This window comes from Nonomuraea salmonea (assembly GCF_042428605.1).
Taxonomy (GTDB): domain Bacteria; phylum Actinomycetota; class Actinomycetes; order Streptosporangiales; family Streptosporangiaceae; genus Nonomuraea; species Nonomuraea salmonea.
In genome coordinates this window covers 158,347-181,464 of record NZ_JBHMCF010000037.1, presented here as the reverse complement: position 1 = coordinate 181,464, position 23,118 = coordinate 158,347, and the positions used below count along the sequence as shown (strand labels likewise).

Annotated in this window: 21 protein-coding genes and 7 tRNA genes; 18 read left to right on the top strand and 10 right to left on the bottom strand. The window is 70.3% G+C overall.

What is annotated here, in order from left to right; genetic code table 11:
• The 5 genes from ACFFR3_RS32305 to ACFFR3_RS32285 form a co-directional block, all read right to left on the bottom strand.
• Positions 1–406 (bottom strand): NADH-quinone oxidoreductase subunit H (locus ACFFR3_RS32305; protein WP_379484368.1); only part of this gene is annotated, 406 nt, incomplete at its 3' end.
• An 11-nt stretch (positions 407–417) separates the two neighbouring features.
• A complete protein-coding gene (locus ACFFR3_RS32300) occupies positions 418–1,155 on the bottom strand; it encodes a helix-turn-helix transcriptional regulator (protein WP_379484367.1) in 738 nt (245 codons plus the stop codon).
• A 214-nt stretch (positions 1,156–1,369) separates the two neighbouring features.
• Positions 1,370–1,852 (bottom strand): hypothetical protein, encoded by a 483-nt coding sequence (locus tag ACFFR3_RS32295; protein WP_364380915.1) that lies wholly within the window; start codon positions 1,850–1,852, stop codon positions 1,370–1,372.
• Positions 1,853–1,931: 79 nt separating this feature from the next.
• Positions 1,932–2,699: a class I SAM-dependent methyltransferase gene (locus ACFFR3_RS32290; RefSeq protein WP_379484366.1), complete on the bottom strand. Its 768-nt coding sequence runs from the start codon at positions 2,697–2,699 to the stop codon at positions 1,932–1,934.
• A gap of 82 nt (positions 2,700–2,781) precedes the next feature.
• On the bottom strand, positions 2,782–3,372 hold the full coding sequence (locus tag ACFFR3_RS32285) for a TetR/AcrR family transcriptional regulator (protein ID WP_345409068.1): 591 nt from the start codon (positions 3,370–3,372) through the stop codon (positions 2,782–2,784).
• Positions 3,373–3,500: 128 nt separating this feature from the next.
• Here ACFFR3_RS32285 and ACFFR3_RS32280 point away from each other — a divergent pair, with 128 nt between their 5' ends.
• The 9 genes from ACFFR3_RS32280 to ACFFR3_RS32240 all read left to right on the top strand — a co-directional run bounded on the left by ACFFR3_RS32280 (position 3,501) and on the right by ACFFR3_RS32240 (position 5,690).
• Positions 3,501–4,319: an SDR family NAD(P)-dependent oxidoreductase gene (locus tag ACFFR3_RS32280; protein ID WP_345409066.1), complete on the top strand. Its 819-nt coding sequence runs from the start codon at positions 3,501–3,503 to the stop codon at positions 4,317–4,319.
• 311 nt (positions 4,320–4,630) lie between these two features.
• Positions 4,631–4,701 (top strand) — tRNA-Ala (locus tag ACFFR3_RS32275).
• Positions 4,702–4,705: 4 nt separating this feature from the next.
• Positions 4,706–4,780, top strand: a tRNA-Gly gene (locus tag ACFFR3_RS32270).
• Between the two features lies 1 nt (position 4,781).
• Positions 4,782–4,857: transfer RNA gene (locus tag ACFFR3_RS32265), tRNA-Leu, on the top strand.
• 1 nt (position 4,858) lies between these two features.
• A tRNA-Glu gene (locus ACFFR3_RS32260) sits at positions 4,859–4,931 on the top strand.
• Between the two features lies 1 nt (position 4,932).
• Positions 4,933–5,008, top strand: a tRNA-Arg gene (locus ACFFR3_RS32255).
• 6 nt (positions 5,009–5,014) lie between these two features.
• A tRNA-Tyr gene (locus ACFFR3_RS32250) sits at positions 5,015–5,095 on the top strand.
• A 19-nt stretch (positions 5,096–5,114) separates the two neighbouring features.
• A tRNA-Cys gene (locus tag ACFFR3_RS32245) sits at positions 5,115–5,184 on the top strand.
• Positions 5,185–5,288: 104 nt separating this feature from the next.
• On the top strand, positions 5,289–5,690 hold the full coding sequence (locus tag ACFFR3_RS32240) for a hypothetical protein (protein WP_345409064.1): 402 nt from the start codon (positions 5,289–5,291) through the stop codon (positions 5,688–5,690).
• Here ACFFR3_RS32240 and ACFFR3_RS32235 read toward each other — a convergent pair.
• Together ACFFR3_RS32235 and ACFFR3_RS32230 are read right to left on the bottom strand one after the other, a co-directional pair.
• Positions 5,657–6,895 carry an RNA polymerase sigma factor gene (locus ACFFR3_RS32235; protein WP_345409062.1) on the bottom strand — a complete coding sequence of 413 codons (1,239 nt, stop codon included), beginning with the start codon at positions 6,893–6,895 and terminating at the stop codon, positions 5,657–5,659. The two genes, ACFFR3_RS32240 and ACFFR3_RS32235, sit on opposite strands and share 34 nt — an antisense overlap.
• Positions 6,892–7,263, bottom strand: coding sequence for a YciI family protein (locus ACFFR3_RS32230; protein WP_345409060.1), 372 nt, complete (start codon positions 7,261–7,263; stop codon positions 6,892–6,894). The genes ACFFR3_RS32235 and ACFFR3_RS32230 overlap by 4 nt, the downstream gene beginning before the upstream one ends.
• Before the next feature lie 152 nt (positions 7,264–7,415).
• On the opposite strand from ACFFR3_RS32230, the gene ACFFR3_RS32225 reads away from it, so the two are divergent.
• Complete coding sequence (locus ACFFR3_RS32225) at positions 7,416–7,835, top strand: hypothetical protein (protein WP_345409058.1); 420 nt, start codon at positions 7,416–7,418, stop codon at positions 7,833–7,835.
• Between the two features lie 68 nt (positions 7,836–7,903).
• Here ACFFR3_RS32225 and ACFFR3_RS32220 read toward each other — a convergent pair whose 3' ends face one another.
• A complete protein-coding gene (locus ACFFR3_RS32220) occupies positions 7,904–8,671 on the bottom strand; it encodes a MerR family transcriptional regulator (protein ID WP_345409056.1) in 768 nt (255 codons plus the stop codon).
• A gap of 163 nt (positions 8,672–8,834) precedes the next feature.
• Between ACFFR3_RS32220 and ACFFR3_RS32215 the strand changes: the two genes are divergently transcribed.
• Both ACFFR3_RS32215 and ACFFR3_RS32210 read left to right on the top strand, forming a co-directional pair.
• The gene (locus tag ACFFR3_RS32215; protein WP_379484365.1) at positions 8,835–9,668 is read left to right on the top strand and encodes a MerR family transcriptional regulator; all 834 of its coding nucleotides are present in this window, start codon (positions 8,835–8,837) and stop codon (positions 9,666–9,668) included.
• Positions 9,665–9,811 carry a hypothetical protein gene (locus tag ACFFR3_RS32210; protein ID WP_379484364.1) on the top strand — a complete coding sequence of 49 codons (147 nt, stop codon included), beginning with the start codon at positions 9,665–9,667 and terminating at the stop codon, positions 9,809–9,811. Before ACFFR3_RS32215 ends, ACFFR3_RS32210 begins: the two co-directional genes overlap by 4 nt.
• On the opposite strand, the gene ACFFR3_RS32205 is transcribed toward ACFFR3_RS32210, so the two are convergent.
• Together ACFFR3_RS32205 and ACFFR3_RS32200 are read right to left on the bottom strand one after the other, a co-directional pair.
• Positions 9,786–10,022, bottom strand: a complete 237-nt coding sequence (locus tag ACFFR3_RS32205; RefSeq protein WP_345409052.1) for a chymotrypsin family serine protease — start codon at positions 10,020–10,022, stop codon at positions 9,786–9,788. The two genes, ACFFR3_RS32210 and ACFFR3_RS32205, sit on opposite strands and share 26 nt — an antisense overlap.
• Positions 10,023–10,040: 18 nt before the next feature.
• A complete protein-coding gene (locus ACFFR3_RS32200) occupies positions 10,041–10,484 on the bottom strand; it encodes a hypothetical protein (protein ID WP_345409050.1) in 444 nt (147 codons plus the stop codon).
• A 200-nt stretch (positions 10,485–10,684) separates the two neighbouring features.
• On the opposite strand from ACFFR3_RS32200, the gene ACFFR3_RS32195 reads away from it, so the two are divergent.
• The 6 genes from ACFFR3_RS32195 (at position 10,685) to ACFFR3_RS32170 (ending at position 23,065) form a co-directional block, all read left to right on the top strand.
• Positions 10,685–11,449 carry an NUDIX hydrolase gene (locus ACFFR3_RS32195; protein WP_364380883.1) on the top strand — a complete coding sequence of 255 codons (765 nt, stop codon included), beginning with the start codon at positions 10,685–10,687 and terminating at the stop codon, positions 11,447–11,449.
• The gene (locus ACFFR3_RS32190; protein ID WP_345409047.1) at positions 11,446–12,603 is read left to right on the top strand and encodes a 5'-methylthioadenosine/S-adenosylhomocysteine nucleosidase; all 1,158 of its coding nucleotides are present in this window, start codon (positions 11,446–11,448) and stop codon (positions 12,601–12,603) included. Before ACFFR3_RS32195 ends, ACFFR3_RS32190 begins: the two co-directional genes overlap by 4 nt.
• A gap of 114 nt (positions 12,604–12,717) precedes the next feature.
• Positions 12,718–13,083, top strand: coding sequence for a hypothetical protein (locus tag ACFFR3_RS32185; RefSeq protein ID WP_345409045.1), 366 nt, complete (start codon positions 12,718–12,720; stop codon positions 13,081–13,083).
• Between the two features lie 32 nt (positions 13,084–13,115).
• Positions 13,116–15,191: a hypothetical protein gene (locus ACFFR3_RS32180; protein ID WP_379484363.1), complete on the top strand. Its 2,076-nt coding sequence runs from the start codon at positions 13,116–13,118 to the stop codon at positions 15,189–15,191.
• Positions 15,192–15,428: 237 nt separating this feature from the next.
• The gene (locus tag ACFFR3_RS32175; protein ID WP_379484362.1) at positions 15,429–16,913 is read left to right on the top strand and encodes a class I adenylate-forming enzyme family protein; all 1,485 of its coding nucleotides are present in this window, start codon (positions 15,429–15,431) and stop codon (positions 16,911–16,913) included.
• 23 nt (positions 16,914–16,936) lie between these two features.
• Positions 16,937–23,065, top strand: a complete 6,129-nt coding sequence (locus tag ACFFR3_RS32170) for a non-ribosomal peptide synthetase (RefSeq protein ID WP_379484361.1) — start codon at positions 16,937–16,939, stop codon at positions 23,063–23,065.
• Positions 23,066–23,118: the final 53 nt, after the last annotated feature.

Here is a 23,118-nt window from a genome sequence, read left to right as displayed (position 1 = left end):
TGAACAGCACCGCCACCGGCAGGTCGACGAGCTGCAGCGGCGTCTGCACGCCGAACAGGTCGACCACCGGCCCGAACGGCACGATCGAGAAGGCCAGGAACGCCGGCACGACCATGATGACCGGCGCCAGCAGGTAGAGCACCTTGTCCACGGTCCGCGGGAAGATGTCCTCCTTCAGCCCCATCTTGATCGCATCCGCCACGGACTGCAGGATGCCGAACCTGCCCGCCCGGTTGGGGCCGTACCGGTGCTGCATGCGTGAGATCAGCTTGCGCTCGAACCAGACCCCGAAGACCACGCTCAGGGACAGGAAGACGAACAGCATCACGGCCTTGACGATCGTGATCCACAAGGGGTCCTTGCCGAAGTCGGCCAGAGTGGGGCCGGCCTGCACGGTGAGCATCATGAGCGGCGATGCTAGGCGGAGAGACGATCCACGTCTTGAACAAGTGCGAACAGCTGTTTCGGCGTCAGCGCCGTCATCCCCCGCACCTCGCGGCTGAGATGCGACTGGTCGGCGTACCCGCACGCGACCGCCGCGCTCAGCGTCGCCCCGGGCCGCCGCAGCACCTCCATGGCCCGCTGGAACCGGGCGACGCGCGCGACCGTCTTGGGCGACAAGCCCACCACCCGGCGGAACCCCAGCTCCAGATAGCGCCGGCTGACACCCAGCTCAGCGGCCAGGGACGTGACGGTGAGCCCTTCGGCCGGCGCCTGCAGCCGCCGCCAGGCGTACATGATCAGCGCGTCGTCGTCGGCCGGACGCGCCCGCGCCGTCAGCACCTCTTCCAGCACCGCGAAGCGCCCCTGCCAGGACGGGGCGGCGGCCAGCCGCTCGGCCAGCTCCTTCACCCGCGCCCCCTCCAGGCGAACGGCCGTGTCGGCGAGGTCACGCATGGGGGTGCCCAGCAAGGCCGACATGCCGGCCGGCGTGAGCCCGACGGCCACCCCGTCGTACCAGCCCACCTCGCCCGCGGGGGACGCCACACTGCGCGGGCCGGTGAGGACCGCGGGCAGACCGGTGCAGTCGATGATCAGCGTGGCCGCGTTGAGCGGCAACATCCTGCTGGGCGGCGGCGCCGTCGCCGAGACGCGGTGGCTCGCCCAGCCCAGCACGTACGGCCGCAGATGCGGCGGCGCCGTACGAGCGACCATCCGCAAAGGCTTCGCCCGCGCCTCCGCCGGCAGCGAATGGACCGCCATCGAACCCCCGATCGAGAGAGGCTGATCTGTCGCGATCACTCTAAGCCGCGTGCCCGCCTTCGACACCTGGAAGGACCGGTACGGCGGAGGCGCCCGCGCAGGTCGTCCCCCGTCCATGCGCGAGCGCCTCGCTCATCGATGAGCGCCGGTATGCCTCGGTCTGTCGCTAGTTGAAGCAGTCCTGCTTGTGGAGCGCGATGCCGTACTCGGTGACCTTGCCGCGCGAGACGGTGAAGCTGTAGTACGCCTTCTTGTTGCCCGGGACCGCGGTCACGTAGTAGCCATGGAAGTTCTTCTTGACCCGCGGGTACGCCGCCTTCAGCTGCTTGGCCGTGGAGCCGATCTTGATGCCCTGCGGCGTCTTCATGCCCTTCGCGGCGAAGATGGCCGCCAGCCCCACGCGCGGCGAGATGTAGACGCCCACCGAGTTCTTCGGTGTCCTGAACCGCTTGAGATCCCAGCCGGAGCAGCCGGAGCCGCCCGACAGCTTCTTGACCACGCCCCCCGTCGCCTGAGCCTGCTCGGCCGTCATCCCCAGCTTGACGGCACCGTACCCGTGCGGGCCCAGCGTCGGCGCCTTCACCTCCGCCACCGCCGCGGTGGCACCGGAGACCAGCAGCGAACCGGCGAGGAGCGAAGCCCCGATCATCGTCTTCATCATGTCTGCTTTGATGCCGCCACATCACCGAAGGTTCTCCGCACGATCACGTTTCTGATCACCAGATGATTCAGCGCCGCCCGTCATCGGCCGGGACCAGCGTGGCCAGATAGCCGCGGAAGACCACGACCACGTCCCCGCTCGAGAACACTTCCGCGAGCGTTCGCCGGCACCACTCGCGCGCCCGCTCGGCGCTGTCGTCCCCACGCGCGATGGCATTCGCGACGCCGACCTCACCCAGCACGTAGCGGAGATAGCCGTCGAACGTCATCGGCACAGGAACCTCCACATCGGCGCAGTCGAGCAGGCGCAGGCCCGTCCCGGCGAGGGGCAGTTCCGCCACGGTGAGCGGCCGCCAGCCGGAGGAACCGGGAAAGCGCTGCTCGAACACCGCGAACCAGGCCGCCAATGCGTCGGTCGTGGGGGAGTGGCGGCCTTTGGCGAAGTCGTACAGGAGGAAGACCCCGTCGGAGGTCAGGACGCGGGCCACCTCGGCGAGGGCCGGCGGCAGGTCGGTGTAGTTCAGCGAGCCGGCGGCGGTCACCAGGCCGAACGAAGCCGCCCCGAACGGCAGTGCCTCCGCCGTGCCGACGATGAAGCGAGCGGACGGCGCGACGGCCCGCCGGTGGGCGAGCATCGCGGGGACCGGCTCCACGCCGACGACCTGCCTGGCCCACGGTACGAGTGCGGCCGTGGACACGCCCGCGCCGCACCCGATGTCCAAGGCCCGGCCGACCGGGCTCTCGAGGCGAGCCGATTCGAGGATCCGCCGATGCACGGGTGGACGGTCGAAGGCGTAACCGGCCGCCAGGCGTTCGTTGTCATAGACACTCGTCATGGCCGCCTCCTTGCCACCCCTGACCGGCACGTCCACGCCGCTGACAGGACAGCCAGGGCCGTTCGTCCCTGAATGTCGGCTTTCATGGGCGGGTGGCCTTGAGGAAGAGGTCCACCAGGGTGTCGGCGTAGTCGGGGGTCAGGGGGCCTGAGCGGTAGATCCAGCGTTGGAAGAGGGGGGCGTACAGGAGCTCGAGAGCCACCCCCAGGTCGAGGTCGGCGGCGAGCTGGCCGGCCTGCTGGGCGCTGCGCAGCCGGGCCTTCTTGACCTCGTCCACCGGGGCGGCCAGGCGTTCGCGGTACTGCGCCGCGAGGCCGGGGTCGTTGATGATCTCCGTGGTGAGCGCCCTGATCGGGCCTTCGAACGCCGGGTCGGCGAACTCCGCCACCGTGGCCCGCATCACCGTCTTCAGGTCGGCCTCGATGTCGCCGGTGTCGGGCAGCGCCATGCCGCCCTCGTCCGCCTCGCTCAAGGCAAGGAACGCGTCGAAGATCACCGCGCCCTTGGAACGCCACCAGCGGTAGATCGTCTGCTTGCCGACGCCGGCCCGGGCGGCGATGGCCTCGATGGAGACCTTGGCGTAACCCACCTCGGAGACCAGCTCGCGGGCGGCGTCGAGGATCGCCTGGCGGGAGCGCTCACTGCGGCGTGCAGGGTCGGGGTGCTTGGGCATGCGAGGCAGCATAGCACTCCAGCGAGACGAGACGGTCCGTCTTGACAGCGGTGCGCGCGGGCCTCATAGTTGAGGCATCTCGAAGCGAGACGGGCCGTCTCGTCTCGTAAATGCTGATCAAGGAGTGCATGTTGACCCGAGTATGGTTCATCACCGGTGCGTCGCGCGGCCTCGGACGGGCCTTCACCGAGGCGGCGCTGGCCGCCGGAGACCGTGTCGTCGCCGCCGCACGGAACGTGGAGCCGCTGGCGGAGCTGGCCGACAAGCACCCCGACGCTCTCGTACGGCTGCCGCTCGACGTGACCGACCGCGCGGCAGTGTTCAAGGGCGTGGAACAAGCCGTGGCCGCCTTCGGCCGGCTCGACGTCGTGCTCAACAACGCGGGCGGGCTGCTGCTCGGAATGGTGGAGGAGGCCACTGAGGAGCAGCTCAGAGCCCATTTTGACGTCAACTTCTTCGGCGCCGTCTGGGTCACCCAGGCCGTCGTGCCGCACCTGCGTGCCCAGGGCTCCGGCCACCTCCTCCAGGTCACCTCGATGGGCGCGAGCGGCGGCTTCGCCTCGACCGGCATGTACGCGGCGGGCAAGGCCGCGCTCAACTCGGTGAGCGAGGCGGTCGCCATGGAGGTCGAGCCGTTCGGCATCAAGGTCACCATCCTGCAGATGGGCGGCTACGACACCGGCCTGTTCACGGTGGGCACCACCATGACCGAGCCCGACCCGCTTTATGAGGAGCTGCGCGCCAAGCTCGCCGAGATGTGGGGCGACGACGCCGGCCCCGACCCGAGCACCGCCGTGCCCGCCGTCATGGAGTTGCTCGACCTGCCCGAGCCGCCGGTGCGGCTCATCGTCGGCGGCGCCTCCTACGACATGGTGCTGCAAATGGAGCAGGCGCGGATCGAGCAATACCGGGCCTGGGAACGACTTAGCCGCCTCGCGCCCGGATGAAAGTATTCGGCGGGCTCGTACGTCCCAATAAATAAGTGGCACGGCCGTCGGGCCCGCCGTTAGTGTCATTCAGGAAAGCAAGAGGGGTCGCCCCCTCCGTCGATCAGCGACAAGGAAAGGCCAGCCATGCTTCTCGCAGCCGCCGCACTCGGGCAGGAACGGCGCCGCTGTCGCCGGCTTGCCGCGCTGGGCTGCGCCCTGCTGCGCGAGGCTTCCGGGTAAACCTCGAAGAGGAGCATTCCGGAGGCCGCCAGGTGACCACCAGGCGGCCTTTCCTTTTGCCGATTGACAATTCCACAGTGGAGCACCATGGGCTGATGGTGAAAAGGCATCACACCTGCCTTGCAAGCAGGAGTTCGGGTTTCGAGATTCCGTCGGTCCACGTCGCCGCAGAGGCCGAACAGGTAAGGCAGCTGGCTTCCAACCAGCAGGACGGGGTTCGAGTCCCCGCTGCGGCTCCACGCGTCCGTAGCCCAACGGGAGAGGCACCGGTTTCAGGAACCGGACGGTGCGGGTTCGAATCCCGCCGGACGTACCAGGCCCCGTTCGTCCAGTGGTCAGGACACCCGGCTTTCACCCGGGAGATCGCCGGTTCGAATCCGGTACGGGGTACGGCCCCATAGCTCAATGGATCAGAGCGCCGGCCTACGAAGCCGGGTCCGTTGCAGGTTCGAGTCCTGCTGGGGCCACGTCATGCGCGAGCTGGGCACCTGGTGAGCCCACCCGGCTGTAAACCGGGCGCTTCGGCTGTGGCGGTTCGACTCCGTCCTCGCGCACCGCCTCTCAAAGAGGCTTGGCGCAGTTCGCCGGTGCGGAGATCGGCCTGCAAAGCCGATTCGTGCGAGTTCGACTCTCGCCTGCGTCTCGATGAGTACATCCCCAGAAATGCCTATCGGCGATATCGTAAGTCCCGCTATCGCGACGGCGGCACCGGATACTCGGGCGGCTCGAGCGAGGGAGGCTTCGGCAGTGGAGAAGGTGGAGACGGCGGAGACTGAGGGTCCTTCCTCGCAGGGGCGCAAGCCCGTATCGACGGTGGTGCGCGTGGTTTCGGCGGTCGGCCTCTACGGACTTTTCATCCTGGTGCTGTTCGCCTTGTACAAAGTTGTGGCGCAGGCCAGGGGAGATGCGGAGATGACGGTGCTCTCCGATGTGGTCGGATTCTCTCTGTGCCCGGGCTTGAGCATGCTCGCCCTGGCTTTCGTGGTCGAGCGCGTCTCCTATCGGCTCCGTGATGTCTTCATGCTGCTCATTCCCGGATACGGCCTGATCTGGGCCGGGGTCATCATGTGGCGGCTCGCCTATCTGCCGCACCGCGACTGGCCGGAGAGAGCGCCTCAGCCGAGGCGGTCCGCCCGCTCGAGCAGATAGCGCTGCTCCACCTGGTTTCCGGTCAGGGCGGCGGCCTCGCGATACAGCCGCGCCGCGCCCGCCGGGTCGCCGGTCAGCTGGAGCAGGTGGGCGCGCACCGCGCGTTCGCGCTGCCGGGTCAGCGGGTCCTCGTCCAGCCGGTGCCGGCGGTTGAGGTCGTCGAGCAGCGCCAGCCCGCGCACCGGCCCGTACGCCTGCGCCACCGCCACCACCCGGCTCAGCCGCACCGGCGCGGTCGGGCTGAGCCGTTCGAGCCACAGGTACAGCGCCGCGATCTGCGGCCAGTCCGTCTGCTCCGGCGTCTCGGCGGCGGCGTGCACGGCCGCGATGGCGGCCTGCAACTGGTACGGGCCCACCTCCCGCCGAGACCAGACCGCGTCGATGAGCCGGGTGCCTTCGCGGATCAACCCCGGGTCCCACCGCGCCCTGTCCTGCTCCTCCAGCGGCACCAGCTCGCCATGATCGCCCGTACGCGCGGCCCGCCGCGAGTCGGTCAGCAGCATCAACGCGAGCAGCCCGGTCGCCTCGGCATCGTCCGGCAGGGAGTCGCGGAGCATGCGAGCCAGCCGGATCGCCTCGCCCGTGAGATCGACCCGGGCGAGCCGATCACCCGCGGAGACCGTGTAGCCCTCGTTGAAGATCAGATAGAGCACCCGCATCACGGCGGCCACCCGGCCGGCGCGGTCGGCGCCGCTCGGCGGGGTGAACCGGGCGCCGGCGCGCGCCAGCTGCTGCTTGGCGCGGCTGATCCGCGTACCCATCGTGGCCTCCGTCATGCCGAAGGCGTGCGCGATCTCGGCGGTGCTCAGCCCGCCCACCGCCCGCAGCGTGAGCGCCACCTGGGAGGTGGCGCTCAGCGCGGGATGGCAGCAGAGCAGCAGCAACGCGAGGCTGTCGTCCGCCTCCTGCGGTGGGTCGGAGCGCCGGGACGGCTCCTGCATGGCCAGCTCGGCGACGCCCGCCTCGTGCTCGCGGCGGCGACTGGCCTGCTCCGAGCGGAGCAGGTCCACCATCCGCCGGTAGCCGATGCGGATGAGCCAGCTGCGCGGATTCTCCGGTACGCCGTCGGCCGCCCAGGTACGGCTCGCGACCAGGAGCGCCTCCTGCACCGCGTCCTCGGCGACGTCGAAGTGCCCGAAACGGCGTACCAGCGCACCCAGGACCTGCGGCGCCTCCGTACGCAGCAGCTGCTCCACCCCGGTCATGCCGCGAAGTCGTCGCCCATGATCGGGCGGATCTCGATCGGCTCGCCCAGCACCTCCACGATCCGCGAGGCGATCTCGACGGCGCGCTCCCGTCCGGCGACGTCGATCACGGCGAAGCTCGCGAGCACCTCCTTGAGCTCGGCGAACGGCCCGTCGGTCGCCACCACCCCGTCCGCGCCCTTGCGCACGGTGGTGCTGACCACCGGATGGCCGAGCCCCTCGCTGGTGACGAACTCGCCGGTGGCGATCAGCTCCTCCTCGAACTTCTGGTACGCGGCGAACGCGGCCAGCGCCTCCTCCGATGGCGTGTCGGCGGTCGCGGCGTCCCAGGCGGCGGCCGGGGTGTAGCTGAGCAGCAGATATTTCACGATGTTCCTCTGATCGACGGTTCTTTTCGCTACCTCGTCACCGCTACCAGGATTTCGACGCGCCCTCGCTGTGATCCACATCACAGCGGCAAGACGTCGAAGCCCGGCGACCGCCTCCGAGGTATCAGCAAGCACCCACCAAGGAGGACAAAATGACCAACCAGCCGACCCCCGCGATGAAGGCCCTGGACCGCCTCGTCGGCACCTGGACGATCACCGGCGGCGCCGAGGGAACCGTACGGTACGAGTGGATGCCCGGCGGCTTCTTCCTGCTCCAGCACGTCGAGCTCACCCAGTACGGCCAGCAGGTCACCGGCATGGAGGTGATCGGCCACCCGCGCCCGTTCGGCGAACCGGCCGGCGAGGACGTCGTGTCGCGCTTCTACGACGCGGAGGGCAACACCCTCGACTACGTGTACGAGCTCACCGGCGACAAGCTGACCATCTGGGGCGGCGCGAAGGGCGGCCCGGCGTACTTCGAGGGCACGTTCAGCGCCGACGACACCACCCTCACCGGCGAGTGGGTCTACCCGGGCGGAGGCGGCTACGCCTCCACCATGACCAGGAAGTAGCCGGACGGGTGCGGAGTTCCGCGCGAGGACGCGGAACTCCGGCCCGGCCCAGCCCGGCTCAGCCCCGCTCAGCTCAACCGGGCGGCGGCGTAGGCGGCCATGGCGTCGCGCACGTACGCGGCCAGCCCTTCGGCGATCCGCTCATAGTTCGCCGCGAATCGCTCGTCGTCGGCCTGCATCCGCCCCAGATGCGCGTACTGCTCGGCGGTGGGCGTCCAGAACCGGCTCATCAGCCGGAAGGGGACGTCCAGCTCGGCGAGCACCGCGGGGGCGTCGGCCGGGGTGCCGGCGGCCATGAGCTCGGCCAGCCGGATCATGCCCGCCGTCGCCTCCTCCTGCATCCGGCCGAGCTCCTCGGGCGAGAGGCCGTCCAGCATCTCCTGCTGCCCGGACTGCTCCCAATGCCCCGGCCACCGCTCGCGCGCCTCCGCGCCGTGGCGGGCGGCGTCGAATCCCTCGAACAGGTTCTCCGGCCTGCTGATTCTGGACATGCCGTGCTTCCCTTCTGTGTGTTCGAGCTCGGTGATGGTCCTGGCCACCATGCGCGCCATCGTGTCCAGGCGGTCGCGTTCCCGCAGGACGCGCTGGTGGTGTTCGCGCAGGGCGGCCAGGGGGTCGGTGTGCCGGTCGACGATCTCCTTGATCTCGGGGAGGCCGAGTCCGAGCTCCCGCAGCACGAGGATCTGCTGCAGGCGCAGCAGCTGCGCCTCCTCGTAGTGGCGGTAGCCGTTGTCGCCGACGCGGGCCGGGATCAGCAGCCCGATCGCGTGGTAGTGGCGCAACGTCCTGGACGTCACACCCGACATCCGCGCCACCTGTGCGATCGACCACGCCATGTCCCGCCCACCGTCCCGTCCCGTTCACCGAGCCGGATCTTCCGGCTCCAGCACGACGCTAGATAGTGACGTAACGGCAGAGTCAAGCACGCCGCTGCCCGTACCGGGCGATCGGCGCTTGACGGCTTGCGGCTCCCGTAGGGGGAGCTGGCAGGGTGGCGGCATGGAGCGGTACTTCACGATCGGCGACCTGGCCCGCCGTACGGGGCTGACGGTCAAGGCCATCCGGTTCTACGCCGACCGCGGCATCGTGCCGCCCACCTGCCGCAACGCGGCCGGCCACCGCCTGTACGACGACGTCGCCCTGGCCCGCCTTGAGCTCGTGCGCACGCTGCGCGAACTCGGCATCGACCTGCCCACGATCCGCAAGGTCGTGACCCGGGAGGTGCCGCTGCCCGAGGTGGCCGCGGCGCACGCCGAGGCGGTGGCGGTGCAGATCCGGATCCTGCGGCTGCGGCATGCCGTCCTGACGACCATGGCCGAACGCGGCACCACCCCAGAGGAGATAGACGTGACCCACCACCAGGCCGAACGCCGGCACCTGATCCAGGACTTCCTCGACAGCGTGCTCGACGACCGGCACGCGGGCATCCGTACCACGATGACGCCCGAGCTGCCGGACGATCCCCGCCCCGACCAGCTCGCGGCCTGGACGGAGCTGACCGGCCTCATCAGAGATCCCGGCTTCCGCACCCACCTGCGCACGATGGTGGCGCAGGTGGACTTCACGGCGCCGCCCCGCCCCGACCTGGGCGCCACCGTACGCATGCTCGTGGCCCCGGCCCTGAACCTCGCGCCCGACTCGCCCGAAGCCGACGACGTGGTGGCGGACCTGCGCGCCCTGGGACCGGCGGACGAGCTGCTGGCCAGGCTGGAGTCCATGAACGACCCTCGCCGCGACCGCTACTTCGAACTCCTCGCCACGATCAACGACTGGCCGCCGCCCGAACCGCTGACCCCCTCACTCACCTGGGCCGCCGAGGCCCTCCGCGCGTGAGCACGTCCCGCCCGGACGTCCCCGCCCTGCTCGGCCAGGTCCGCGACGCCGCCGGCCTGCGTACCGCCGTCCTCGCGCTCTGGACGGAGAGCGCGGACGGCGCCCAGCGGCGCTGGGTCAGCCGTACATCAGGGAGACGTTGATGGTGGAGATGTAGTTGATCGCCATGTAGACGGCCCAGTTGCACCCGGCGGTCCCTGTGCCGGTGGACGACTGGCCCTTGTAGATGCCGTACGCCTTGTTGGCGTTGAACCAGGGGCCGCCGCTGTCGCCCGGGTAGCACTTCAGGCCGTCGCCGTGGTGCTGCTGGCGTGAAATCTCGGGTGGGCGGCGTTGCTGGGACGGATGTGCCACTGCACATCGCTCTGGGCGTTACGTGCCTGGCGCCGGCCCGCCCCGCTGGCCGTCGGAGGCCGGTTCTGGGGTGAGCTCGATGCCGGCGGAGCGGATCTCCTCGGGCAGGGACGCGGGCAGCGTCGCCCGCAGCGCGGCCTCCCTGTCCGTGACCGGAACCGTGCCGCCGGTGCACCGTACGCGCAGGCCGAAGCCGCCTTCGTGAGTGACGGTCGATCCGGCGAACGTGTCGGGGTGGGCGGCTGCGATCTCCTCCACCAGCCTGGTGAACTCGCCCTGCGCCACGAGCCTGGCCCGCGCCTCATCGACTGTGACGTCGGACTCCTTGGCGTAGGACTCGTAGTCGAGCGCGAGCCCGTTCTCCGGTCCGCCGCCGTCAGGCAAGTCGTCGTCCAGCGCGGCGGTGCTGTCGACGCCGCCGGACGCCGCCTGTGCCGGAACCGGGGCCAGCAGCCCACCCATGGCTAAGAGCAGCGCGGTCAGCGCTCCCGGAACCCGCTTGTAGAGCCCATCCTCGCCCCTTCCGTCCGCCCTCGGGCGGGATCAGCACTTCAAGGTATGCGGGTATGCGCGGCGCCGGGCAGGCGTTCACTCTCCGCCGGTTCTGGCGCGGTTCGGCAAAACACTTTCTGTCTATCTGACAAAAAGCTAGAGTGTGCCCCATGAACGCCGACCCATGGGAGCCCCCAGCCGTCTTGCTCGCGGTGGACCTGGTGATTCTCACGCTCCGCGACGCGCGACTCCATGTCTTGCTCGTTGAACGTGGAATCGAGCCCTACTCAGGCGCGCTCGCCCTGCCCGGCGGGTTTCTCGCGGACGCGCACGAGGACATCGAGGAGGCGGCGCGCCGCGAACTGTCGGAGGAAGCCGGCCTGGTCGACGTGCACTTGGAGATGCTCGGCGTGTACGGCAGGCCAGGGCGCGATCCGCGTGGTCGCGTGGTGTCCGTCGCCTATCTGGCGATCGCGCCGTCCCTGCCCGAACCCATTGCGGGCACGGATGCGGCCAGCGCCTGTTGGATGCGGGTGGACGACGTCCTGTCCACCCAGGTCGACTTGGCCTTCGATCACCGGCACATCGTCGGCGACGGCGTGGAACGGGCTCGCGCCAAGCTGGAGCAAACTGCGCTCGCGACTGCGTTCTGCGCCGAGACCTTCACCATCTCCGACCTGCAGCAGGTGTACGAGGCGGTATGGGGCGTACGGCTCGACCCCCGAAATTTCTATCGCAAAGTACAGAACGCTCGTGGCTTCATCGTGGCGGCCGGCCCTATGCGGCGAACGGAGAACGGACGGCCCGCCCGGCTCTTCAAGGCCGGCCCGGCCCGGACGTTGTATCCCCCCATGGTCCGCTCGGCCCAGGCTTCTGCAGAAGACGCAGGCGAGGCGGCGGCTCCGGTCACGGCCCAAGGAGGCCAGCAGACATGACGCATCGTCCAATCGCGATACTCACCGCCCTTGACCTGGAGTACCAAGCTGTCAGGAAGCACCTGGCGAACGTCCGGACGTACCGTCACCCGGCAGGAACGCGGTTCGAGGTCGGCATGCTGGCGGGCGGCCACTGCCAGGTGGCCCTGGGGCTGGTCGGTAAGGGCAACCAGCCGGCTGCGGTGCTCGCGGAGCGGGCGATCACCGAATTCTCGCCGTCTTCCTTGCTGTTCGTAGGGGTGGCCGGCGCATTGTGGCCGGCGATCGGCCTGGGCGACGTGGTGGTTGCCACCCACGTGTACGCCTACCACGGTGGCACCAGCGAGGACGATGGCTTCAAAGCGCGTCCACGCGTTTGGGAGATGTCACATGAGCCGGATCAAATCGCGCGTCATCTGTACCGCAGCGAACTGTGGGCCCGTCGGCTGCCCACAGGGGCGACCGTGCCGAAGGTGCACTTCGGGCCGATAGCCGCGGGCGAAGTGGTCCAGGATTCGGCGGTCTCAGAGCATGCGCGGTGGGTTCGCCAAACCTATAACGACGCGTTGGCGATCGAGATGGAGGCCGCTGGAGTGGCGCAGGCCGCCCATCTGAACCGGTCGCTGCCGATGGCAGTGGTGCGAGGTATCAGCGATCGGGCGGACGGCACCAAGGTGACCAGCGATGGCTCAGGCTGGCAGCCGAAGGCGGCGGCGTACGCAGCCGCCTTCGCCGCCGCGCTGGCGCAGGAACTGGCGCAGGAGGAGCACCACAGGGAGCCGGGTAGTGCGTTCGAGCAGAGAAGGGGCAGCCCCATGCTCGACGGAGTGCGAAACGTTGCCCGCGACCATGCCCGAGTGGGTGCGCAGATCGGACACGTTCATGGCGATGTCACGATCGGGCAGCTGCCCGGGGCCGCTCTCGATCCGGTGACGCAGCTTGCGGAACTCCGGCATCGACTCACGGCGGCACGGAAAGCCGAGACGGTGGATGAGGCCACGGCCACCGCGGCGGAGGAAGAGATCGCCCTTGCCGAATCGCTGCTGGACGCCGGCGGGCACGGCACCGGTACCGCTCTCATCGCGCTCAAGAGACTACGCGGCCTGCTGGCGGACGTGAGCGCACTGGCCTCCCATGTGTCGAGCATCATCGCGGCGGTTCATCGCACTTTGTGACCGCCCATCTGGCCGGACGGCGCCGGTGATAACAAGTTGGCGAATTCTGCACGATTGCCTTTGTGCAGTGGTTCATTGCGGACCGAATCTTACGGACAACGCCAGGAGGTAGCGATGTCGGATCGGTATACGAATGTCGCCAAGGATAATGCGCGCGTCGGCGTGCAGATCGGTAAGGCCGTCGGTGGTGTCACCGTGGGCGGCGCACCTGCCAAAGAGGACGAACTTCGCATTCGGCTCACTGAATTGCGTTCGGCGATGCGCAGATCGGTCGAATCCGGAAAACTCGGCCCAGATAGGTGTGAGGAGGTCGAATCTGAGCTTGCCGAAGTAGACGCCTACATCGAAGGTCGCGGGAGGCAGCAGCGCGGGAGGATGCTGACCGCGCTGAAGAAGGTCAAGGGCCTGCTCGGCGACTTCGGCGACTTGGCGTCGATAGCCGCGCTCGTCCTCGCGGTCGCTCAGGGAGCGGGCCAATGAACGGCGGATGGCCAGGTGTGCACAATGTCGCCATGGACGAAGCGCACGTAGACGCTCAAATCGGATACGTGGACGGTAACGTCACCATCTATTCGGTCTCGGACAATGATCAACCGGATCGAAAATACCAAGTCGGCCTCAACTATCTCCAAGGCGACATGCCCCGGCGGGCCGAAACCCTGATACGGGATGCCGCGATGTTCGGCTGCCGGTCCAGTGAAGTCGCCTACTACTGGACTCTGGCGATTCTGAGCGGCCGCTCGTTCGACCATTTGGGGCCGGACGAGTTCACTCACCTGTCGGCTGCGAGCGCGATGGCCGCGGAATTTCCGCACGACGCGTGGCGGCAGGCGTTCGACGTGGTGATCGAGCTCATCAACTGCATCACTGAGGAGGAGGAACACGGGGCACCCGACCTCGCCCGCTTCTCGGCCGCGTTCGACGCCTATCGCGGGCTGCCGAAGGTACGCCGCGACGAAATCCATCGCCACCTTGAGATGATCCTCAACGGATGGATCCAGGACCGCGTCGAGGAACTGGAGGCGCAACATGTGCAGGCGAAGCGCTTCAGTGGTGACAGGGCGCGCAGGGTGTGGAAGTTCTTCGAACCCACCCCCACAGCACCTCGGAGGCTCCCCGCCGCCCCGCCGGTTCTGGACGCCGGCAAGAGATTCCAGGCCGTCTTCGGGAGCGGCCTCGCTGGCCTCGGAGTTGTCTGGATCGTGAGCCTTACGGCCAGCAGCAGCCTGCTTGCCGTGATCATAGTGCTCGCGCTGGCCGGCGTCTGGCTGACCACCGCCGTCATGTACGCCCTACCGCGCCGGTCCGCCGACATGGGACGTCCGCCGAGTGGATGGAACCAGCCCTTCGGCACAGCGGTCTCCTCAAGTGTCGATCACTGGTTTCAGGTTTCAGGGCCGGCCAGTCCTATGGCCGCTCAACAGTTCGCTTGGGACAGCGTGCCGGTGCGCGAGAAGCTCAAGGCCGACCTGGTCTACCTCTACGGCGGCGACCACAGCAGAGTGGGACCGATCAGGTGGCTCATCAAGTGGCATGCCGAGAATGCCGCACGGCAGTTCGGCTCCGGCGTCCCGCTGCGACGGGAGGATGTGCCGATCGCCGTTCTGGCGGGTAACGGGGCTCTGTTGATCGCCGGGTTCATCGTCCTCATCGGGGCGGGAAGCGCAAGCTTCCCCGGCATGCTCGGTGCGGGCTTGCTCATAGGTATCGGCGCCGTGATGTCGTGGAATGACTCCCTGAACTACCTCGCCGCGGCTCTCAACCACCCGCGCACGGTGTCGGAGGCGGACCGCCGATGGGCCGCCGAGCAGCAGGAGCACCAGCGCTGGTCCGGGGTGCTCGCCGACCGTCCCAGCGACGCCGAGATGGCCGCGTGGCTGGATCACGACAAGATGATGATCAAATCGCTGGCGCTCAAGCATTACGGCCTGAGCAATCGCGACGTCATCGCGCATCTCACCCTCACCGAGGGGGCGCCGCGCTGCCGGCGTGCCCGTGTGCTGTACGGTCCGCTGCGCTACTCCGCCTACGTGGTGCTGCTCTTCTTGCTCACCGAGGGCGGCGTCCGTCAGGTCACCGTCGATCTCGACTTCTTCTCCGGAGCCATTCATGATGAGCGCCGGACCACGTTCAGGTACGAGATGATCGCCTCGGCGCGGGTCGCCGAGGTGGCCGTACGTTTCGAGCATGGGCACCGACACGTCATGGCGCGCGAGGAGATCCAGCCCCATGTCCAGCAGACGCTGATCCTGAGCCGCGCCTTCAGGCTTTCGCTCGTCAACGGCCAGCACATCGACGTCCTCGTCGACAGCTATGAGCAGGGGCTGATCGACCGGGCGCGAGAAGACATCACCTTCCTGACCGCCCTCGCACTCGACACTTCCGGCGTGACGGGAGCACTCAGGATTCTGGAGGCGGTGTCGGCGGAGGGGCGGGAGTGGCTCGCTCACGAACGCGCGCGACGGCAGCGAAGGCTGCGCGACTTCAGAGCAAGCCAGAAGATCCCAGGCGCCATCGGCCCTGCCGCGATGCTGGCTCTTCCCGAGCCTTCGGAGCCTCTTGACTCCGCACCGCCGCCGTCGGCTTGATCCCAGGCGTACGCCGGCCGATCTCCCAGGCGACTCGCTGGGCCTTGGCCGCAACTTCTGCGACGGGGATCGAAACTTTCGAACAAGTTAATAAAGTTTCCCTCTGTTGCCGGTCGCGCGGATTGCCTATTCTTCCGACCATGCGGGTTTCGGTGCGCCCGTATATGGCGTGATCTGCATGGGATACGAGTCAAGGAAGTAGGCCATGGTAACGAAACATTTCTGTCACTTACCGTGGTGAAGGGTGACGCTGGGCTGCTGGTGCCGGATCTGCTCGCGCGTCGCGCCCAAGAGCAGCCCGAGAGCCCGGCGCTCGTGGTGGCCGAGGTAGGGACGCTCACGTTCGGCGCGTGGGACCGGCGCTCCGGCGCGGTCGCCAACGCCCTGATCGAACGCGGCCTGGCGGACGGGCAGCGGGTCGGGCTGGTGTTCGACGAGCGGGACTGGATCGACCTCGCCGTCGCCTGGTGCGGGGTGATGCGGGCGGGCTGCGTCGCCGTGCCGCTGTCCGCGCGGCTGGCCCCCGCCGAGGTGCGCCACGCGCTGACCGACTGCTCCGTGAGCGCCGTCCTGCACGGGCCAGGGATCGATCCGCCGGACGGAGGGGCGTGGCGGGCGACGGTGACGGAACTGGAATCCGAAGGTCCGGTGAACCGGCGGGACGTCGCACTGGCTCCGAAGGCGCTGGCGCAGATCATCTACACCTCCGGCACCACCGGCAAGGCCAAGGGCGTCGGCGCCACCCACGCCAACCTCGCCCACGGCCTGTCCGCCGACCCCAAGCGCCGCAGCCTCCTGCACTCCCGGCACTTCCTGCACGCCTTCCCCATCGGCAGCAACGCCGGCCAGACCATGCTGGTCAACTCCCTGGGCGCCCGCCCGGCCGCGCTGACCATGCCGCGCTTCACGCCCGCCCGCTTCGCCCGGCTGATCGAGTCGTACCGGGTGGGGACGGTCTTCGTGGTGCCCGCCATGGCCATCGAACTGCTCAACGCCGGCGTCCACGAGCGGCACGACCTGTCGAGCGTGCGGCTGCTGGGATCCACCGCGGCGAGCCTGCCGCCCGCCGTCGCGGCCGGGATGGCGAAGGCGTTCCCGAAGGCGACGATCGTCAACTACTACACCTCGACCGAGGCGGCTCCGGCGCAGACCGTGATGATCGTGGACCCCACGCGTCCGGCCTCGGTGGGACGGCCCCACTCGGGCGGCGACCTCAAGATCGTCGGCCCGGACGGGCGGCCCGCGAAGACCGGGGAGCAGGGCGAGGTCTGGCTGCGCTCACCCGTCGGCACCCGCTCCTACTACCGCGACCGCGGGCTGAGCGAGACCGTCTTCCGCGACGGCTGGGTGCGCATGGGCGACGTCGGCTACCTCGACGCGGACGGCTACCTCTACCTCGTCGACCGCGAGAGCGACGTCATCAAGTCCGGCGCGCACAAGGTGTCCACGCTGCAGGTGGAGGCCGCGCTGTACGAGCATCCGTCGGTCGCCGAGGCCGCCGTGGTCGGGGTGCCGCATCCGGTGCTGGGCCGGGTCACCGCGGCCGCCGTCGTGACCAGGTCGCCGGTCAGCCTCGCCGACCTGCGGACGTTCCTGATGGACCGGCTGGCCAGGCACGAGCTGCCGAGCCGGCTGCTGTTCGTCTCCGAACTGCCGAAGAACCACCTCGGCAAGGTGGTGAAGTCGCGGCTGCTCGACATGCTCCGGCCAGACGCCACCTGATAACGATCACAGGAAGAACGCACATGACGCACTGCCAGGAGAGCGTGCCGGCCTCGTACGTCCAGCAGGACATGTGGGTCGGCGAGCGCATGGGGGCGGGACCGGCGTACCACATGCCGCTCGCCCTGTGGTTCGACGGCGACCTCGACGTGCCCGCGCTGCTCGGCGCGTGCGAAGCGATGGCCGCCCGGCACCCGGTGCTCGCCACCGCCGTCGCGGAGAGCGGCGACGGGCTGCGGCTGGTTCCGGCCGCGGAACCGTCCGTGACGGTCGCCGACCTCGATGATCCCGACCGGCTGATCAGGGAGGAGAGCGCGCGGCCGTTCGACCTGGAGAAGGGGCCGCTCGCCAGGTTCACGCTCGCGCCGGCGGGCGAGGGGCGGCATCTGCTGCTGGTCGTCGCCCACCATCTGGTCTTCGACGGCATCTCCAAGGACATCCTGGTACGCGACCTCGCCGCGGCCTACGGATCCGAGTCCCTGAGGCCGTTGCCGTTCACCTGGCAGGAGCCCGGTGAGGACGTGCTGGCGGCGGCACGGGAGTTCTGGGCCGGGCGCGAGCCGGCCGAGATCGTGCTGCCGGGGCAGCGGCGTACCGAGAGAAGATACGGCCCTGGCGAGCAGATCGACGCCGGGCTCGACCACGAGCTGACCCGCTCCGCGCGGAAGGCCGCGGCGGCGACCGGCGCGTCGACCTTCGAGGTGCTGCTGGCCGGCGTGCACGCGCTGCTGTTCAGGTACGGCACGGAGAACGTGGCGGTCGCCGTCGACGTCACCACCCGCGGCCCTGAGACCCGCGACCACATCGGCGCGTTCGTCAACGAGCTGCCCGTGCTGTCCCGGCCGGAGCCGGGGCGGACCTTCCGCGCGTTCGTCAGCGAGCTGCGCGACGAGCTGCGCGGGGTGTACCGGTTCCGCGCGGCGCCGCCGAGGCGAGCGGCACTCCCCGTGTCGATCAGTTACCGCAGGCAGGAGCCCGACCCGGTCTTCCCCGGCCTGAGGGTCGTCGTGGACCGCATGATGTTCGCGGGCGGCGCGCGGAACCCGCTGCACCTGCAGATCGTGGACGGCCCCGGCGGGCTGGCCCTGAGCGTGCGCTACGACCCGGCGGCCGTGGACCGCGAGGTCGCGGCCCGCTTCGCCGACGGCCTGCGCACCCTGCTGCGCCACGCCGCCGACGATCCCGGCACCCGCCTGGCCGACCTGGACGTCATGCCGGCGGCGCAGGCGCGGCGGATGCTCGTCGAGTGGAACGACACCGAGGTCGCCTACCCCGCCGAGGCGACGTTGCCGAGCCTGCTCGCCGAGCAGGTGCGGACGCGTCCCGACGCGTCCGCCGTCACGTTCGGGGACAGGACGCTGACGTATGCGGAGCTGGACGCGGCGGCCGGGCGGCTGGCCGCCCGGATCAGGCAGGCCGGGGTCGGGCGTGACGAGCTGGTCGCCGTGCACCTGCGGCGCTCCGACCTGCTCCTGGTGAGCCTGCTCGCCGTGCACAGGGCGGGGGCCGCGTACCTGCCGCTCGACCCCGACCACCCGGAGGAACGGCTCGCCATGATCGTGGACGACGCCCGTCCCCGGCTGGTGCTGTCCGAGACGGACGTGCCGTCCTGGCCGGTGCTCCTGGTGGATCGCGCCTCCCTGGAGGCAGGGGAGCGGCTCGCGGAGCCGGTACGCCCCGGCGACCCGGCCTACGTGATCTACACCTCGGGCTCGACGGGCCGGCCCAAGGGCGTCGAGGTCGGCCACGGCAACCTGACCAACCTGCTGCTCGCCATGCGCGACCGGCTCGGGTCGGGACCCGGCGACGCCTGGCTCGCGCTCACCTCGCCCGCGTTCGACATCAGCGCACTGGAGCTGTACCTGCCGCTCGTCACCGGCGGCCGGGTCGTCGTCGCGCCGCACGGCGCGGTACGGCAGCCGGAGGCGCTGGCCCGGCTGGTCGCCGAGCAGGGCGTCACGCACGTCCAGGCCACGCCGTCGGTGTGGCGGCTGCTGCTGCCCGGCGGCCTGGCCGGGGTGACCGCGCTGGCCGGGGGAGAGGCGCTGCCGCCCCGGCTCGCGCAGGAGCTGCGCGCGCGCTGCGACCGCGTGGTCAACGTGTACGGCCCCACCGAGACCACCATCTGGAGCACATACGGCGAGCCGGGCGACGGCGAACCGGTCACCATCGGCCGGCCCCTCGCCAACACCCGGATCTACCTGCTCGACGAGCAGCTGCGGCCGGTTCCCCAGGGCGTCGCGGGCGAGCTGTGCATCGCCGGGGCCGGGGTGGCGCGCGGCTACCGGGACAGGCCGGCGCTCACGGCGGATCGTTTCGTCCCCGACCCCTTCGGCCCTCCAGGGGCACGGCTCTACCGCACCGGCGACCTGGCCCGCTACCGGGACGACGGCGAGATCGAATTCCTCGGCCGCAGGGACGGGCAGATCAAGCTGCTCGGCCACCGGGTCGAGTTGGGCGAGATCGAGGCCAGGCTGCTGGAGCATCCCCACGTGGGTGAGGCCGCGGTGGTCGTCCGTGGCGAGGGAACGGACGACCACCGCCTGATCGCCTACGTCGTCCCCGCCGAGAGCGCCCCCGACCCCGGCGATCTGGCCGCCCATCTGGCCAGGACGCTGCCCGCCGCCACGCTCCCGAGCGCGTACGTGGTGCTGGACGCCCTCCCGCTCAACCCGATCGGCAAGCTGGACCGCGCCGCGCTCCCCGAGCCGCCGCAGAAGGCCGCGGCTCCGCGCTCCGAGGGCGGGGCGCTGGTCGAGGAGGTGCGGCGGATCTGGTGCGAGGTGCTGGAACTGGACGACGTCGGCACCGACGACGACCTGTTCGACCTCGGCGGGCACTCGCTCACCATCACCCAGATCACGGCCAGGATCAGGGAGAGCCTGGGCGTGGACGTGTCGCTGGACGCCTTCTTCGACGATCCGACCATCCAGGGGGTCGTCGAGGAGATCGTCCGGCTGCAGGGGGACGGCCCGTCGGCGGAGATCGAGCCGCGTCCCGAGGGGGTCGTGCCGCCGCTGTCGTTCGTCCAGGAACGGCTGTGGTTCCTGCAGAAGTTCGACCCGGACGACGCCTCGTACAACATGTATCTGGTGCTGCGGCTGCGGGGCGAGCTGGACACCGGCGCGCTGCAGGAGGCGCTGGACGCGGTGGTGGCCAGGCACGAGAGCCTGCGCACGTCGTTCGCCGACGTGGACGGCGCGCCGACCACGGTCATCCACCCGCCAGGCCCCGTGACCGTCGAGCGCATCGACCTCGCGGGCACGCCCGGCGCGGAATCCGAGGCGCTGCGGCTCGTCTCCGACCGCACCAACGCGCCCTTCGACCTGGCAGGGGCGCCGCCGCTGCGGATCAGCCTGCTCAGGCTCGGGCCGGACGATCACGTGCTCTGCTTCGTGCTGCACCACGTCATCGCGGACGGGACGTCGCTCGGGATCCTGTTCGACGACCTGTTCGCCCTCTACCAGGACAGGGACGCGGAGCTCACGCCGCTGAGGATCCAGTACGGCGACGTCGCCCTGTGGCAGCGGGAACAGGACTCCGAGGAGTCGCTGGCCTACTGGCGCGACCAGCTCGCCGACCCGCCCGTGCTGGACCTGCCCGCCGACCCGCCCGCCGATCTGCCCGCCGGCCTGCCGCGAGGCGAGCGGCCCGAGGGCGCGTTCCACACCTTCACGGTGCCCGCCGAGCTGGTGTCCCGGCTGGAAAGGGTCGCGCAGGAGCACAACGCGTCGCTGTTCATGGTGCTGGTCGCCGCCTACCAGGTGCTGCTGGCCCGGCACACCGGGCAGGACGACATCCTGGTCGGCACCCCGTGGGCGACCAGGGACCGGATGGAGCTGGAGCCGGTCATCGGCTACCTCACCGACACGCTGGTCCTGCGCGGCGACCTCGCAGATGATCCGCTCTTCGCCGACCTGCTCGACGCGACCCGGCGTACGGTGCTCGACGCGCACGCCCACAGGACCGTCCCCTTCGAACGGCTCATCGGCGAGCTGGGCGTGCCCCGCGACCTGCACCGCAATCCGCTGCTCAGCACCATGATCATCCTGCACAGCCAGGCGGGGGAGGGGACCCCGCCCGAGCGGGTCGGCGACCTCGGGGTGGAGCTGTTCGACGGCGGGTACCGGCAGGCCAAGTTCGAGCTGTCGCTGGAGACGTGGCGCAACGAGCAAGGGCTGCTCGCGGTGTTCGGCTACGACGTCACCCGGTATCGGGCGGACACCGTGGAAGGGCTGGCCGCCCGGTTCGAGACCCTGCTCCAGGGCATCGCGGACGCCCCCGAGACCCCGATCTCCCGGTTGCCCCTGCTGACGGCCGACGACACGGCCATGCTCACGGCGTCAGGGTCGGCCGCCCCGAGCGATGGGGAGAGCGTGCCCGCGCTCATCCGGCGGGCCGTCGCCGCGCACCCCGACGCCACGGCGCTGCTGTGGGGCGGCGAGACGATGAGCTACGCGCAGCTCGACACCAAGGTCGCGCGGCTCGCGGCGGCCCTGCGGCGGCGCGGCGTCGCGGGTGGGTGCGTGGTCGGCGTCTGCCTGGAGCGGTCGGCCGAGGCCGTCGTGGCGCTGCTGGCCGTGTGGCGGGCCGGGGGCGCGTACCTGCCGCTGGACCCCGCCTACCCGGACGAGCGGCTCGCGTTCCTGATCGAGGACAGCGCCGCCCGGCTGGTGGTGACCGACGCCGGGCTCGCGTCCCGGTTGCCGGGGGAGACGGTCGTGCTCGTCGCCGAGGACGAGGCAGGGCCGGGCGACCCCCGCTGGTACGGCGACTGGGACCCGGTCGAGCCGGACGATCCCGCGTACGTGATCTACACCTCGGGATCGACGGGCCGGCCGAAGGGGGTGCTGGTCGAGCACGGCAGCCTGGCGGGGCGCGTGCGGTGGATGCGCGAGTCGTACGGGATCGGGCCGGACGACCGGGTTGCGCAGTTCGCCTCGCTCAGCTTCGACGCCCACGCCGAGGAGCTCTACCCGGCGCTGACGGCGGGCGCGGGCGTGCTGCTCCTGCCCGACGGCGCCGCGTCCCTGCCCGACGTGCTGCGCACACCGGCCGGCCGGCAGGTGACCGTGCTGGACCTGCCGACCGCCTACTGGCACCGGCTCACCGAGGCGCTCGGCGACGTGACCTGGCCGGAGCCGCTGCGGCTGGTGATCCTCGGCGGCGAGCAGGTGCACGGGGCGGCGGTGGCCAGGTGGCGGGAGCGGTTCGGCGACCGGGTGCGCCTGGTCAACACGTACGGGCCGACCGAGGCCACCGTCATCGCCACGGCCGCCGACCTCGGCGCGGCCGACACCGTGGGCCGCCCGCCCATCGGCCGGCCGATCGGCGGCACGACCGCGCACGTCCTCGGCCCGTACGGTGAGCCCGTGCCGCCCGGCTTCCCCGGCGAGCTGTGCCTCGGCGGGGCAGGGCTGGCGCGAGGCTACCTCGGACGTCCGGCGCTGACGGCCGACCGGTTCGTCCCCGATCCTTTCGGCCCGCCCGGCTCCCGGCTCTACCGGACCGGCGACCGGGCGCGGTGGCGGCGGGACGGGACGCTGGAGTTCCTCGGCCGGTTCGACGCCCAGGTGAAGGTGCGCGGCTTCCGGGTGGAGCCGGGCGAGGTGGAGGCCGTCCTGCTGGCCCAGCCGGGTGTCCGGCAGGCGGTGGTGACGGCGGACGGGGAGCGGCTGGCCGCGTACGTGGTCGGGCCGGCCGAGCCGGACGAGCTGCGGGCGCGCCTGGCCGCGGCCCTGCCGGCGCATCTCGTGCCCACGGTCTGGGTGAGCCTGCCGGCGCTGCCGCTCACGATCACCGGCAAGGTGGACGTGGCCGCCCTGCCCGCGCCGGAGCCAGGACCCGCCGCGGAGTTCGTGGCTCCGCGCACGGACGCCGAGGTGCTCGTGGCCGAGGTCTGGAGTGAGCTGCTCGGCCTCGAGACGGTCGGGGTCCACGACGACTTCTTCGCCCTGGGCGGGCACTCCCTGCTCGCCACTCGGGTCGCGGCGCTCTTGCGCAACGCGGTCGAGACGGAGGTGCCGATCCGCACGGTGTTCGACCATCCGACCGTCGCCGGGCTCGCGACCGCCGTCGAGCGGCTGGTGATCGAGCAGCTCTCGGCGCTCACCGACGCCGAGGCCGCGGAACTGCTGGAGGTGGGGGAGTGACCGGCCCTGAGGCGGGAGCGAGCGGTTACGAGGTGGCAGGGCCGTGGGAGGTG